The organism is Caulobacter segnis ATCC 21756 (genome assembly GCF_000092285.1).
GTDB lineage: Bacteria > Pseudomonadota > Alphaproteobacteria > Caulobacterales > Caulobacteraceae > Caulobacter > Caulobacter segnis.
The window spans coordinates 1,984,757-1,999,239 of record NC_014100.1 but is presented as its reverse complement, the minus strand read 5'-3'; the positions used below and the strand labels follow the sequence as shown (position 1 = coordinate 1,999,239).

General features: G+C 66.2%; 11 protein-coding genes and 1 pseudogene. 4 read left to right on the top strand and 8 right to left on the bottom strand.

Translation table 11 applies throughout. The features are described 5' to 3' along the window. Positions 1-8: 8 nt before the first annotated feature. The 3 genes from CSEG_RS09285 to CSEG_RS09275 form a co-directional block, all read right to left on the bottom strand. The gene (locus CSEG_RS09285) at positions 9-2,816 is read right to left on the bottom strand and encodes a TonB-dependent receptor (RefSeq protein ID WP_041538258.1); all 2,808 of its coding nucleotides are present in this window, start codon (positions 2,814-2,816) and stop codon (positions 9-11) included. Between the two features lie 175 nt (positions 2,817-2,991). Continuing rightward, positions 2,992-3,945, bottom strand: coding sequence for a FecR family protein (locus tag CSEG_RS09280; RefSeq protein WP_013078976.1), 954 nt, complete (start codon positions 3,943-3,945; stop codon positions 2,992-2,994). After that, on the bottom strand, positions 3,917-4,495 hold the full coding sequence (locus CSEG_RS09275) for an RNA polymerase sigma factor (protein ID WP_041538557.1): 579 nt from the start codon (positions 4,493-4,495) through the stop codon (positions 3,917-3,919). Before CSEG_RS09275 ends, CSEG_RS09280 begins: the two co-directional genes overlap by 29 nt. 384 nt (positions 4,496-4,879) lie before the next feature. Here CSEG_RS09275 and CSEG_RS09270 point away from each other — a divergent pair, with 384 nt between their 5' ends. Genes CSEG_RS09270 through CSEG_RS09255 form a run of 4 tightly spaced genes read left to right on the top strand, consistent with a single transcriptional unit; the run spans position 4,880 to position 8,579 of the window. Beyond that, positions 4,880-5,263 (top strand): BlaI/MecI/CopY family transcriptional regulator, encoded by a 384-nt coding sequence (locus CSEG_RS09270; protein ID WP_013078974.1) that lies wholly within the window; start codon positions 4,880-4,882, stop codon positions 5,261-5,263. Beyond that, the gene (locus tag CSEG_RS09265) at positions 5,253-6,710 is read left to right on the top strand and encodes a M56 family metallopeptidase (RefSeq protein ID WP_013078973.1); all 1,458 of its coding nucleotides are present in this window, start codon (positions 5,253-5,255) and stop codon (positions 6,708-6,710) included. The genes CSEG_RS09270 and CSEG_RS09265 overlap by 11 nt, the downstream gene beginning before the upstream one ends. 46 nt (positions 6,711-6,756) lie before the next feature. After that, positions 6,757-8,259: an FAD-dependent oxidoreductase gene (locus tag CSEG_RS09260; RefSeq protein ID WP_013078972.1), complete on the top strand. Its 1,503-nt coding sequence runs from the start codon at positions 6,757-6,759 to the stop codon at positions 8,257-8,259. After that, positions 8,256-8,579, top strand: coding sequence for a hypothetical protein (locus tag CSEG_RS09255; RefSeq protein WP_013078971.1), 324 nt, complete (start codon positions 8,256-8,258; stop codon positions 8,577-8,579). Before CSEG_RS09260 ends, CSEG_RS09255 begins: the two co-directional genes overlap by 4 nt. 156 nt (positions 8,580-8,735) lie before the next feature. Here CSEG_RS09255 and nhaA read toward each other — a convergent pair whose 3' ends face one another. The 5 genes and pseudogenes from nhaA to CSEG_RS09235 all read right to left on the bottom strand — a co-directional run bounded on the left by nhaA (position 8,736) and on the right by CSEG_RS09235 (position 14,463). Next, on the bottom strand, positions 8,736-9,998 hold the full coding sequence (gene nhaA, locus CSEG_RS09250) for a Na+/H+ antiporter NhaA (protein ID WP_013078970.1): 1,263 nt from the start codon (positions 9,996-9,998) through the stop codon (positions 8,736-8,738). A 479-nt stretch (positions 9,999-10,477) separates the two neighbouring features. Further along, complete coding sequence (locus CSEG_RS09245) at positions 10,478-11,830, bottom strand: glycoside hydrolase family 27 protein (protein WP_013078969.1); 1,353 nt, start codon at positions 11,828-11,830, stop codon at positions 10,478-10,480. Between the two features lie 36 nt (positions 11,831-11,866). Then, complete coding sequence (locus CSEG_RS23555; RefSeq protein WP_279625238.1) at positions 11,867-12,376, bottom strand: family 43 glycosylhydrolase; 510 nt, start codon at positions 12,374-12,376, stop codon at positions 11,867-11,869. Positions 12,377-12,477: 101 nt separating this feature from the next. After that, positions 12,478-12,792, bottom strand: a pseudogene (locus CSEG_RS23550) (family 43 glycosylhydrolase); the annotation flags it as partial. A gap of 12 nt (positions 12,793-12,804) precedes the next feature. Further along, the gene (locus CSEG_RS09235) at positions 12,805-14,463 is read right to left on the bottom strand and encodes an alpha-L-fucosidase (protein WP_013078968.1); all 1,659 of its coding nucleotides are present in this window, start codon (positions 14,461-14,463) and stop codon (positions 12,805-12,807) included. Positions 14,464-14,483: the final 20 nt, after the last annotated feature.

Here is a 14,483-nt window from a genome sequence, read left to right as displayed (position 1 = left end):
AGGCAACCTTAGAACCGGGCCGCGACGCGGGCGTAGTAGAAGCCGCCGCTGATCCCGTACGGAGCGTACTGATTGTAGTAGGCGAAGGCTGGCGTGCCGCGATTGGCGGCGCGGACGCTATCTGGATAGGCGTCGAGCAGGTTGTTGGCGCCGACGCTGACCGTGATGGCCTTCGTCGCGGCGTAGCTGAGGTCCAGATCGACGATCAGCTTGGGTGAGACGGTTTCGTCGTTGGCGGCCAACGAGGTCCGCTGGATGACCTCGCCATAGCGGGTCAGGCGCAGGTTGGTGTCGAACTTTCCAAGCGTCCAGTCCGCGCCCAGAATGTATTTCTCCTTGGGCGTGCCGACCGTCAGGTCGCCGATCTTCACCCGATCGATATAGACAATGCCCGCCGCCGCTAGAGCTGGCGGCGGCTGGACCACGCGCGTGAACTTGTTCTTGGTGTGGTTGGCGGAGAACGTCCAACGCACCGCGCCGAAATCGCCAAGGTCGGTCTTGTAGTCGACGACTAGGTCGATGCCGCGGGTTTTGGTGTCGGCGAAATTGCCGTAGTAGAACGCGGCCTGCTGCGGGTTCAGGCCCTGGCTGGCCAAGGCGTTGCTGACCGCCGCGTTCGGGCCCAGCGTACCGCTCTGCAGGATGCGGTTATCGATCTTGATCTGGTAGACGTCGAGGGTCACGTTCATCCGCGGCAGCGGTTGCGCCACCAGCCCGACGGAGTAGTTCACCGACTTTTCGGGACGCAGCGGCTTGGCGCCCAGAGCGATGGCGGCCGGGTTGTCCGGCGGCAGCAACTGCACCGGATAAAGCTGAGTGGTTGTCGCGGGCGGCACGATGACGCCGATGGTGCTCGACGAAGCGTAGTGCTGCTGCTGCAGGGACGGCGCACGGAAGCCCGTGCTGGCCGTGCCGCGGATCGCCAGATGCGGCAGGATCTCGTAGCGGCTCGAGAGCTTGAACGTCTTGGCGTCGCCAAAGTCGGAATAGTGTTCGAACCGCCCGGCCAGGGCGAACTCCAGCTGGTCGGTCACCTTCTGCTCGACGTTCAGATAGGCCGAAATGTTGTCGCGCGAGAACGAGCCCGCCGAGAACGGCGGGAAGCCAGTCACGCCCTGAGAGCCGCCGGCGAACACGACACCCGCCTGCGGACTGCCGGCCGGCGCGACATAGCCGCCGTTGATGTAGGAGGCCGGCTCGCCGGCGACGATCTCGAACTTGTCGTCGCGGTATTCGGCGCCCAGAGCCAGGAAGAGCGGCTGTGCGAACACGCCGGTGTCCAGCTCGCGGGTCAGATCGAGGTTGGAGGTCCACTCCTGGAACTTCAGCGTCCCCAAGTAGAAGTAGCTGGGGCTGGACGGGCCCAGCGAGGCGTTCAGCGAGTTTTCGTAATAGTCCACGTCGTCGCGGCTGAAGGTCGTCGACAGATCCCAGTCGAAGCCCAAGAGACCAAGGCCCTTGGCGCCAGCGGCCACCTGGAAGTCGCGATCCTTCAGGAACAGGCGCGGCGTATAGCCGTCCGGATAGACGGCGACATTGTTGTTGCTGGCGTTGGGATTGCGGAAGGTCAGCCAGGCCGCCGTGTTGCGGCTGGAGAACGTGCCGAACGAATAGAGATCGATCTTGTCGCCCAGCGGCGAGCCGGCGCTGTAGCCCAGCGAGAACAGCTGCACCTGTGGCGAACCCGGGTGGCTGGTATGGCGATTGGCGGTGGCTTCGCGCGGGTCGGGCGTCGAGCCCGCGGTCCCGACCCTTACAGGCTGCCCCGCTGCGTTGAGTGGGAAGTACATGACCGTGGTGTTCGGCGTTTTGTCCCCGCGGTCGGTCGGATCGGTCAGCCGCACGTCCGCCGTCAGGTTGAGGTAGCCGCTCTCCCCAAGCCGCATGCCCAGATTACCCGAGAACTGGCCGGTCTCGCCGTCGCCCTCGGCGGTCTTGCCGTAGAGCGCCGTCATCGAGCCGCCCTCGGGGCTCTTTTTCAGGATGACGTTGATCACCCCCGCCAGGGCGTCGGAGCCATATTGGGCCGAGGCGCCGTCGCGCAGCACCTCGATCCGTTCAATCGAACTCGAGGGGATCAGGTCCAGGTCGGGCGGCGACTGGCCGTTCTGAGTCGTGCCGTTGACGAACAGGATGGCGGTGTTGTGCCGGCGCTTGCCGTTCACCAGCACCAGGGTCTGGTCGGCCGAAAGACCGCGCAGAGATACGGTCTTGATCGCGAAGCTGGCGCCGGCGCCGCTGTTGGAGGTGTTGGCCGACGGCACGAGGGTGGAAATCAGGTCGCGCGTTGACTGCTTGCCGCTCTTGGTCAGCTCGGCGGCCGAAATCACGTCGATCGGCGCCATGCTTTCGGTCACCGTGCGCGAAGTCGAACGCGTGCCCGTCACGATGACCTCCTCGATGACGCTCGGCGTCTCCGGCTCGGGCGGTGTCGGGTCGGCGGCGGTCGTGAGGGGCGCGGCGGCGGTCGACCACCGCGTGCGGATCAAGCCGGAGCGCGGCGGCGCCAGGATGATGGTCTTGCCGTCGTTCGAGACGACCGTCAGGTCCGAACCCGCGAGCAGACGATCGAGCGCCTGGTCAAGCGAGAGGACGCCGCTCACCGACGCCGTGCGCTTCCCCCGCGCCGCGTCGGATTGAACCAGGATCTGCACGCCGGCCTGGCGGGCGAACTGCCGGATGCCCTCGGCGGCCGGCTGGGCTTGGATCTTGAAAGGCAGAGCTTGAGCCAAGGCGGCTCCGCCCGTCAGCGCCCATAGCGCCGAGGCGGCGCAAAGCAGCGTTCGCCGGCTGGAACGGTTCGTCCAGTTACGCATCGACTATCCCCCATCGTTGCGAAGTCCGCCAAACGCGGCCTCCCGACAGGACGAGGAATACGGTTCCGTTTTCCGGCGTTCTTTAGCGCGATTACTCCGCATACCGCGGGACGCGCCCGCTTTTTACGCGCCCCAGGCGAGGGGCGCCCGTTTCGGATGCTTGGAGGCGGCGCGTCTACGAAGCGCGAGCGCGGCCGATGCGGATCGCCCGCGCGTCAACACTGACCTCAGCCCCCAAGGTGGCTGCGACGGCTGACGCGAAACTCTCGGGCGCATTGGTCTGGAACAGCCCCACGAACCGCTCCTTGGCCAGTTCGGGATCGTCGATGACGATCTGGCGACTATTGTAGCGGTTGAAGAGGCGGGCCGCCTCTTCGAGACTCTCGCCATCAAGGGCGATTTCGCCGTTGCGCCAAGCCAGGCTGCGCTCGATGTCCAAGGGAGCTTCCGTGATCGGCGCCGTCGTGGCGCCGGCCAGCACAAGTCTGTTTCCCGCTGACAGACGTTGACGCGGCGCATCGACGCCTTCGACCCACGCTTCGACCACCCCCTCGGTGACCATCACGTCCACGCTCGAGCCATCCTGCTCGCGCCGACGCACGGAAAAGGCCGTGCCGACCGCACGGACACGCACGGGCCCTGCGGCGACGACGAAGGGGCGCTCTGGATCCTTGGCGACCTGAAACCAGGCCTCGCCCTGCTTCAGGAGAATTTCGCGCGCCTTGGGCTTAAGCTCGACTTCCAAGGCCGAGCTGGTGTTGATCGCCACCATCGATCCATCGGCCAGCGGCACTCGGCGAATTTCTCCAAGGCCGGTGTCCAGCCGCTGGGGCCGTAGCTTCCAGAGACCGGCGCCGCCAACCGCGGCGGCCACCACGGCGCCCCCGAAGATCAGAGCGCGCCGACTCGAACCTCGACGCTCTATCGGAGGCGTCGAGCCAGCCAAGGCGCGTCCCCGATCCAGGAAGCTGATGGCGGCCTGCGCGCGAAGCAGAGCGCCCGCGCGACGGGCGTCTCCAGCCAGCCAGGCCTCCAGCTCCGGATCCGTCGCCGCGTCCAGACCACGAGCATCGATGCGCACGGCCCACAGGGCCGCCTCGTCATCGATCTCGCTTGCGGACGGGCTCATGAGTCTTGTCGCTCACCAGATGATCTTGCGCCGTCGCCTCCGATAAGGCGCGCAGGATTAAACGCAACCCCCTCGCTGCCTGGGTCTCGACAACGTTCTCCGTGACGCCCAGCCGCGCGGCGATGTCCTTCTGCGAGAGACCGTGTATCCGGCGCAAGGTGAAGATTTGACGGCATCGCTCGGGCAGGTCCTCGATCAGACGCCGAACTCGGCTTAGCTCGCGACGGCTGGCGACGACGCGCTCGGGAGACGGCTCATCATCTACGACGTGCAGAGCGTCGATTTCCGTTATGCAATCGATGCGAACGATGCGCGCGCGGCGGATTTTCTCGATCGAGATGTTGCGCGCGATGCGGAAGAAATAGGCTCGCCCGCTGGTGATGTGGGCGACGCTGTCAAGGCCGGCCAGGCGACAGTAAGCCTCCTGCACGACGTCATCGACGTCCTCCGGCGCACTGCCGGACCGACGCAGCCACGCCCGCACGTCGGCTTCATGCGGAAGAATCTGAGCCCCCACAAAGGCGATGATCTCTGCGCGGCTCTGCGTCAACGGCCCCTCGCGCTTGATAAGCTCGACGGCCGGATGGTCGGATCTGCGAGCGTTGCCGACAACCCTGGCGGCCGCGTCGACCGGTTGGAGGCGGCTCATTGCCAACTCAAACAGCAGAGCGTCGCTTCGGCGCCTCCCAACACACCGTAAGGGCGACCGCGATGACGCTTCCGCCTGATCCCTGGTCTCCTGAGGGCTTAGAGCGCGCCCCGCCGGCGTCCTGGCGGCAAGTTTCCTGACGGTGCTTGCATTCGTGGCGGCTGACGTCGAACGCCGTTGGGGGCTGCCCCCCGAACCGACCGAGACGGGTCGGGCGCATTACATTTCGTTTACGAGCGTAATCGATGGATTGACGCGATCGTTTACTGGCGTAATCGTAGCGCCATGGAAACGCCCCCACATCGCATCAGCGCCGCCGAGAGCGAGGTCATGAAGATCCTCTGGGCCGATAGCCCAAAGGCCGCCGAGGACATCCTGGCTCCGCTGGCCCGAAATCACGGCTGGGCGGAGGGCACGGTGAAGACCCTGCTCAACCGTCTGCTGAAAAAGGGCGCGATCGCCGCCGACAAGGACGGACGCCGCTTTCTCTATCGCCCGCTGATCGGCCGCGACGACTATGTCGACACCGAGAGCCAGGGCCTGCTGGACCGTCTGTTCGATGGTCGCCTCGCCCCTTTGGTCAGCCATTTCTCCAAACGTGAGAAGCTGGCGCCAGAGGACATCGCCGCGTTGCGCCAGCTGCTGGAGAGGCTCGACGATGACAAATGACCTCGTCCTCTTCCTGGCCAAGGCGAACCTGGCCTTGGGGGCTTCGGTGCTCCTGGTCCTGGCGTTGCGCCGGCCGGTTCGCGCCGCGTTTGGCGCTCGCAACGCCTACGCTCTCTGGCTAGTCGTTCCGCTGTCGATCCTGGCCCTGTTGGTTCCGGCAAGGACGATCGTCGCGCCCGCCTCGATCTTGACCGAACCCGCCGTGGCGGCGGTCGCGGGCGAGCGCTCGCCGTCCCGGGCGTCGACAAAGCCCTCGCTTGAGACAGGCGGCAACCTTGCCATAGGCGAAAGCCTGCTGGCGCTCTGGATCGCTGTCGCTCTTGGCGGCCTGGCCATCCAGGCCGAGCGCCAGCGCCGGTTCGTGCGCTCTCTGGGTCGGCTGCGTAACACCGACGGCTTGCTGTGGTCCGAGCGTCCGGGCGTGGGTCCGGCGGTGATCGGCGCCCTGGCGCCGCGCGTCGTGGTGCCCGCGGATTTCGCCCAGCGATTCACAGCCGAGGAACAGGCCTTGATCCTGGCCCACGAGCGAAACCACCTGGCCGTCGGCGACGCCCAGATCAACGCGGTCGTCACCGGCCTGCAGTGCCTCTTCTGGTTCAACCCGATGATCCATGTCGGCGCGGCCTTCCTGCGGATCGATCAGGAGATCGCCTGCGACGCCGCCGTGCTGGCCAGCCATCCCAAGACCCGTCGCGCCTATGGCGAAGCCCTGCTGAAGACCCAGTTGGCCGCCTGCGCCCCGCCGCTGGGATGCCACTGGCCCGCCTCGGCCAACAAGCAACTCAAGGAACGTTTCACCATGCTCGCTCGCCACCATTCCAATCGCCGACGCCATCTGGCCGGCGCGGCCGCCGTCGCTGTGATCAGTCTTTCGGTCGGCGTCGCGGCGTGGGCCGCACAGCCGCCGCAGATGGTCCAGCGCCCCCAGGACCAAGCCAAACGGCCCGTGGTTCGCGCGCTGGATCGGCCGCTGTTCGACGCCGTCCGAGCCAAGGATATCGAGACCGTCCGCGAGCTGATCGCCATGGGGGCAAACGCCAACGCCATGCTCCCCGGCGACGGTTCACCGTTGATCGAAGCCGCCCGTCGCGGACGCCTGGACATCGTCCAGCTGTTGCTGGCGGCTGGCGCTGATCCGAACCAAGGCGTGCGCGGGGACGGCGCTCCGCTGATCCAAGCCTCTCTGTCGGGCAATCTCGACATCGTCCGCCTGCTGGTCGATCGCGGCGCGAACATCGAGGTGTTCGTCCCCGGCGACGAGACTCCTTTGATCAACGCCGCCCAGGCGGGCAATCTCGCTGTCGTGACCTACCTGGTCGAACGCGGCGCCGACGTGAACCGCGCCGTGCCCGCCAACGGCAAGACTCGATCGCCGCTGGGCGAGGCCCAGCGCAACGGCCATTTCGCCGTCATCGACTACCTGAAGAGCCGGGGGGCGCGCGGCTGACCCCGCGCCCCTAACCACCTCCAGACAACCAGAGAGTTTTTGAACGATGGCGATCATCGACGCCCGGACTCTGCCTGACGCCAGCCCGATCGAGGCCGACCTCGTCATCATCGGCGGCGGCATGGCCGGCATCGCCCTGGCCAGGGAACTGGCCGGCGGCCCGCTCCAGGTCGCGATCCTTGAAAGCGGCGGCATGGAGATCGACGGCGAAAACCAAGCCCTCTACGCCGGTTCGGGCGTGCAGCGCGCGCCGGGCAATCCCGACCGACCGTTCGACGACTACCCGATCCAGTCGCGGGTCCGCGCTCTGGGCGGCTCGGGCCATGTCTGGGGCGGCAAGTGCGCGCCGCTGGATCCGGCCGACTTCGCAGAACGCGCCTGGATCCGGCACAGCGGCTGGCCCGTCACCCGCGAGGCGATGCAGCCCTACTACGACCGGGCCTGCGACCTGCTGGAGATCGCCCGCTTTCCGCTGGAGCGCCAACCATCGACCGATCCGGCGCGCCAGCCCCTGGCGTTGGACGCCGCCGACGGTTTCTTCCCGGCGCCGCGCGCGTTCAGCAAATTCTCGGGCGGTGTCGACAAAGCCGCTTTCGACGCCTTCCGGACGCGGTTCGCCGAGGCGCCGAACATCACTGTCTACCTGCACGCCAACGTCACCAAGATCCGGCGACGGGACGCCGAGATCGTAGGCCTTGATGTCGCCTGCCTTTCGGGTCAGCGACACACGGCCAAGGCGGCGCGCTATGTCCTGGCGGTCGGCGGCATCGAAAACGTCCGGCTGCTGATGGCGTCCGAGAACCTGGGCAACCGGCACGACCTGCTGGGCCGCTTCTTCCAGGGCCACGTCACCTATTCCGCCGACGGCGACGCCGAGGCGGAGGGCACGGCGGTGACCATCTCCCGTGACACGCCCATGGAGCTCTACGCCCCCGCCAAGCGCGGAGCGCATTGCGTGATCGGCGCCGACCTTCAGGCCCAGGCGCGACTGAAGACCGGCAACTTCACCGCCACGCTGTTCCGCGCCACGACCACCAATCCCGACACCAAGGCGATCGCCAGGGCCGGCGGTCGTCTGGCCGGCCGGGGCGATGGCCAAGTGCTGGGCTATTTCGCGATGGCCGAGCACTTTCCCAATCCTGAAAGCCGCGTGACCCTGGACCCTGACCACAAGGACTCTTTGGGCATGCCCCGCGTGCGGCTGACCTGGGTCTATGGCGAGCAGGACTATCCTGATCTCGAACGATCAGTCGCGGGTCTGGCCGACGCTCTGGGCGCCTCCGGCGAAGGTCGGCTGTGCTGGTCGATCCCTCGCGACAAGCTGCTGGCGATCTCCAGCGCCTCGCGCCACCACATGGGGACGACGCGGATGCACGCCGATCCCACGAAGGGCGTGGTCGATCCGGATCTGCGGCTGCACGAAGCCAGTAACTTCTATGTCGCCGGCAGCTCGGTGTTCCCGACCTCCGGCATCGCCAATCCGACCCTCACAATCCTAGCCCTTGTCATGCGCCTGGCCGACCACCTGAAGCGTGAGACCGTCCAATGACCAGCCGCCGCGATCTCCTCGCCACCCTCGCGGCTCTGGCCGCCGCGCCGTCGCTGACCCGCGCCGCCGACATTGACGGCTTCGATCCGGTCGCCGTCCGCCGGATCGGCCAGGCTTGGCGAGAGCTTCATCCCCACATCACCACCCGCGACCTCGCCCGGCGCCTGTTCCCAGACGGACGCGGCCCCGACGCCCTGCCCCGCCTGCGAGCCCTGGCGGCCGCCGACTTCCGGCGCGGGGCGGTGTTCGCCTATCGTGGCTGGCGGCTGTCCGACACCGAAGGAGCGCTCTTCACCCTGCTTTGGCTTGAGGCGCCGTGACCGCGCCGCCGTGTTAGGGCCTGGGAGCCATATCCGCGCGGCGAGCGACAGGACCGCGCCACCAAGGCGGGAAGTTCGCGGCGAAATCGAAGGCGGTCATGGGGCCTCGTGGAGTCTACGGCCTTGAGGAGAGCGTTCGGGATGACGCCTTCGATCTCATCGAAGGTTCATCTGCACATCGTCCGCCAGGGCCGCAGGTTGGGGCTCGTCGCTTTCGGGCACATCGGACTTGGAGACGCGCAGGATCAGTAAGCCAAGCAGGGCCGAGGCCAGCGAGCCGACCAGCACGCCGATCTTAGTCTCGTCGACCAGATAGGCCTGTCGAAAGGCGAGGTTGCCGATGAACAAGCTCATGGTGAAGCCAATACCGCAAAGCACCGCCACGCCGTAGAGCTGGCCGGTCGAGGCGTACTTGGGCATGTCGGCCCAGCCTAGACGGACGATGGTCCAGGCGGTGAGGAACACGCCCAACTGCTTGCCGACGAAGAGACCCAGGGCCACGCCGAGGGGCACGGGGTCCATCAGGCTGGACAGGCTGACGCCGGTGAAGGACAGGCCCGCATTGGCGAAGCCGAACAGCGGGACGATCACGAACGCCACCGGCTTGTGAAGGACGTGCTCGAGCCGATGCAGGGGCGAGGTCACGTCGTCGGGACAGGCGGGACTCTTGCGCAGCGGGATGACCATGGCCAGCGCGACGCCCGCCAGGGTCGCGTGCACGCCCGACTCCAGAACGAAGAACCATAGAAGGAGCCCGCCCAGCAGATAGGGCCACAGCGCCTTCACGCCGAAACGGTTGAGGAGGATCAGCACCGCGAGGATACCCGCCGACACCGCCAAGGCGCCGAGGTGAAGCTCGGCCGTGTAGAAGATGGCGATGATCACGATGGCCGCCAGATCGTCCATGATGGCGATGGCGGTCAGGAAGATCTTCAGCGAGGTTGGCACGCGCGGCCCCAGCAGGGCCAGAACGCCGAGCGCGAAGGCGATGTCGGTGGCCGAGGGGATGGCCCAGCCCGAACGGGTGTCGGGATTGGCGGCGTTGAAGATCAGATAGATCAGGGCCGGCGCGGCGACGCCGCCGAGCGCGGCCATTCCCGGCAGGATGATCCGCGAGGGTCGCGAGAGCTGTCCGTCGAGGACCTCGCGCTTGATCTCCAACCCGACCAACAGGAAGAAGACAGCCATCAGGCCGTCATTGATCCAATGCAGCACGCTCTCGTCGAGCGAGACCGGGCCCAGTGAAAAGCCCAGGTGATGGCCAAGGAATGAAAAATAGACGCCGGCCAAAGGCGTATTGGCGATGATGAGCGCCAGCGCGGCGGCGACCATCAAGACATAGCCGCCCGACGCCTCGTGCTGCAGAAAGGCGCGCAGCGCCGACAGGGGTCGCGCCCGGCCCGGCTGGAAAGGGGTCATGGCGTCAGGCCTCCAGAATCGGAAACGAGAGCGCAAGACGGCCAAGAGCCAGGGCGACGTTCAAGATGGGTCGTGCATGCGTCGGGTGTTCTGCCACGGCGGCCTCCAGATTGGATCGAGCTGTCGTGGCGTCAGGTTATCGACGGACGCCGGACCGTATTCGCCCTGAAGCGCGGCCTGGCCGCAAACTGCGACCTGATATCTGACAGGAAGCTTGTCGCAAGCCGCGCCGAGGTCAAGCACAACCGGCTTCGGGTCGTCTGTTTTAGACGGCGGTCGGCGCGGTGGCGGTCACGCTCAGCCTACTTTCGGTGTCGCCGCCCGGCGCAAGCAACCGGCCAATCGTAGTCGCGACGATTCTGGCTGAAGGCGTCGTTCGTTAGAGAGTCTTGGAGCTCAGCGTCAAATGAGGACGAGAACGACGCCTAGGCCAAAACGCTTTGAACGACGGTGTAAGCCCCGAGTGTAGACTCGTCTTCCTAGACCATACTCAAACGATACAGCGCCGAGCCATGCGGCTGTAGGTTCGATTGGACCCGCCCTTGGGCGCGACCGATATCGATCCGGCTCCAGACATCGCGAACTCGAACGCTCGCGGGCAGCCCCAAGAGCTCCAACGACACGCCGACAGGCCGCGCCTTCTCCCCAGTGTTGAACAGCGCCAAATACGCATCTCCGTTTGGCGCCCGCGCGGTCCAGACACGAACATGATCCTCGACGAAGTGCGGTCGGTTGGCGCTGGACGTCTGATTGACGGCGATCACCTCGGGATTGGTCAGCAGCGCCTTGGTCGGGGCGTCCAGATGGCGCAGGTCGCCGCCCATGATCAGAGGCGAGCGCGCGATGGACCACAGCGTCATCAGGGTGCGCTGTTCGTCCGGTGTGAACTTGGTGTCGCGCTCACCCAGCGCCAGGCGGCCAAGAGGTAGCATGTCCGCGTCAGGCCAGCCCCCCTCGCCAATGTAGGGCGACCAGTTCTCCAGTCGAGTGAACTGGGCGTCCAGCATCTTCCAGTCGTCCCAGAAGTCGTCCGAGATTCGCCACATCTGGGCATGGCGGCGCGCGTGCTCGCCGCGGACCGCCGGCGTTTCGCCCGGAGACATCGACAGGATCATCGGCCGCCCCGTCCGACCGATCGCGCGATGGATCGCTTCGATTTCGGCCATGTGGGCGTCATAGGGCCGGCTGAGGTCATCGACCTTGACGAAGTCGACGCCCCACGAGGCCAACAGCGCGAAAACGCTGTCGTAGTAAGCCTGGGCGCCGGGCTTGCGCATGTCGACGCCGTACATGTCGGGGTTCCAAGAGCAGATGCTGTCGCGATCGACGATGTCGGCGACGGCGATATCGGTTCCCTGGACCTTCAGTCCCCGCTCCACCGCCAGGCGCGGCGCGCCGCGCATGAGGTGGACGCCGAACCGCAGGCCTAGGCCGCGCACCTTGTCGGCCAGAGGCTTGAAGCCCTTGCCGTCGGCCGCTGAGGGAAAACGATTGGGCGCGGGCAGCAGACGGCCATGCGCGTCCATCGTGGGGACCGGCTTGGCCGCGTACTGATAGCTGCTGGCGGTGGGCTCGTACCACTGGATGTCGACGGTCAGGATGTCATAGCCCGCGGGCAGCAGTTCGCGCGCCATGATGCCGGCCTGCTCCAGCGTTTGCGCCTCGGTGATGGTGGTCGCGAAGCTGTTCCAGCTGTTCCAGCCCATCGGCGGCGTCGGCGCCAGTAACGGCGCCTTTCGCGCCTTGGGCTTGGATAGCGCCACACGGGGAGCGGCGCTCAGCAAGGCCGCTCCGCCGAGGAGAGCCCGACGGCTCGCGTTCAGGGATGTCATGCGAACTCCGTTACGGGGCGCGACGCGTTCCCGCGCTCAGGGTTTGACTTCGTTGATCGCACCGTCAGGGGCGTAGGTCAGCGGCGCCACCGTGATCGATCGGCGATGGTCGCCCCCGCCTGGCAGCAGGGTGTCGTGGTAGAATAGCCAGCTGCGGCCCTCGGCTTCCAGAATGGCCTGATGGTTCGTCGAGATCTTCAGATAATCCAGGATCACGCCTTTGTAGGCGTACGGCCCCATCGGAGACTTCGCGACGGCGTAAACGATCTGCCCCGGCCAGCCAGTCGAGAAGCTGAAGTAATAGAGGCCGTTCCGCTTGTGCAGGAACGGAGCCTCGCCATACTTCTTCTTGGGGTCGTCGGCGGGAAAGCCCGTGATCGTCAGGTCTTGGATCGGGCCCGCCAGGCTGATCATGTCAGCGCCCAGCTTGACGATCTTGGGAACCCGCGTGCCGAAGACGAGATAGGCCTGACCATCGTCGTCGACGAGCACCTGGGGATCGATCGGCTCGGCGCCGGCGTTGGCGTCGCGCGCCTTGTCGACCAGGGGCGCGCCGATGGCGTCGACGAACGGCCCTTCGGGCCGCGCGACGCCACGGCGACGCCGATCTTGTCGCCGCCCACCGGGGCGTAGAAGTAGTACCGACCATTGCGGTGCGCGGCTTCCGGGGCCCAGGCCTTGGCGTCAGGCCGAGCCCACTTGAAGGCCGTCACGGCCATGAAGGCACCGGCGTCCTTCCAGGCCTTGAGATCCTTGGACACATAAAGGCGCCAGGTCGTGGAGTCCCAATAGGTTCCCGAATTGGAGGCGTCGTCGGTGGCGTAGACATAGTAGCGGCCGTCGAACACATGCGCCGACGGGTCGGCGCTGAAGCGCGGGCTGATCGGCTCGGCCGCGTGAGCCGGAAGCGCCGCCAAGGCCGCGACCACGAGGCCGCTCCGAAGGATGTTTCTCCAGGTCATGTGTCGCTATCCCTAAATCACGCCTTCGATCCGCAGGGCCACGCCGAACGGATGCAGGGCGGCGTCGGGGACCGTGACGTGCAGGCCGGCGCGATCCTGATGGAACGTTAGCGGGGTCTTGTCGCCCGCCAGCGTGACACGCTTGACCGCGCGCCGCGCGTGGGGACCGCCCTGAGCGAGAGAGACGACGCTGACCTTCCCGCCCTCGGGCCGCCCAAGCGTCAGAGCGTAAAGCGCCTTGCCCTTGGTGGTGAAGCGGATGTCCTTAGCGGTGAAGGGCTGCTGCTTGCCCTCGCTGAACATGCCGGTGACTACGGAGGTCGGTCCCTCGCCGTAGATCACCCAAGGCCGGGTTCCATGGATGGCGTCGGAGAACCGCCCCATCCAGCCGCCGATCTCCTCGACGATGCGCCGCTCCTCGGAGTCGATCGTACCGTCGCCGCGCACCGGCACGCTCAGCAAAAGGTTGCCGTTCTTGGAGACAATGTCGCACAGGCGATGGATCACTTCGGCGGCCGGCCGATAGCGCTTCTTGTCGAAGATTTCGCGGCTGTAGTGCCAAGAGCCAAGGCAGGTGTCGGTCTGCCAGGGCGTGGGGCTGATCTCGGCGCGCAGGCCACGCTCGACGTCGGCGACGACGCCGGGAACCTTGCGATCACCGGGCTTGATATTGACCACGGCCTCCAACTTGCCGCCATGCCAGCCCATGGAAGCGTTGTAGTAGTGCGCCGTGACATCCAAGCCGGCCTGCTCGAGCGGCAGATCGAAATTGTCGAAATAGACCAGATCGGGCTTGTAGCTATCGATCAGGTCCTTGCAGCGCAGATACCATTGGCGAACGAACGCCGGATTGCTCAACGGAGCCTTCTCGTTCCAGGCCCCGTCGTTGGCTTCGTGCCACTTATTGGCTTCGGCGATGCTGGTGACGCCCGGCGGCAGCGGCATCACCGCGCCGCCGTACAGTTCTTGCGGATCAAGGCCTTCCCACCAGGTTCCCAGGCCATCGGCCTTGAACCGTTTGAAGGCGTCGTAGCGTTCGCCGCGCCGAGGCCCTTCGGGGTCGTAGCCATAGGCGGTCTGGAACCAGTGCCAGGCGTGCGCCGAGTGGTTCGAGACGCCGAACCGCAGGCCCCGCTTACGCGCCGCCTTTTCCCAAATGCCGATGATGTCCTTCTTGGGACCGATGCGGACGCTGTTCCAATCGTGGAACTTCGAGTCATAGGCGTCGAAGTTGTCGTGATGGTTGGCCATGGCCACGAAATACTTGGCGCCGGCTTTCACATAGAGATCGAGAAGATCGTCGGGGTTCCAGTTCTCGGCCCGCCATTGCGGATAGATATCCATGAAGCCCGTGTCGGCGGGATGGCCATAGGTCTTCAGGTGATGCTCGTAGGCTGGGCTGCCTTGCTCGTACATGCCGCGGGCATACCAGTCGCCGGCCTCCGGCACGCATTGCGGGCCCCAGTGCGCCCAAAGGCCGAACTTGGCGTCGCGGAACCAGTCCGGCGTCTTATAGGCCGCGTTCAGCGAATCCCACGTCGGCTTGAACGGCCCATCGGCGATTTTGTCGAACCCGGGCGGCGTCAGAATCTCGGCGCTAGCGTTCGCGCTAGCGAAGGCCATGCTCGCGGCGGCGGCTCCGCTAAAAAGATCGCGTCTAGTCGGCTTCATGGCGCTCCCCGCTCCGTTGA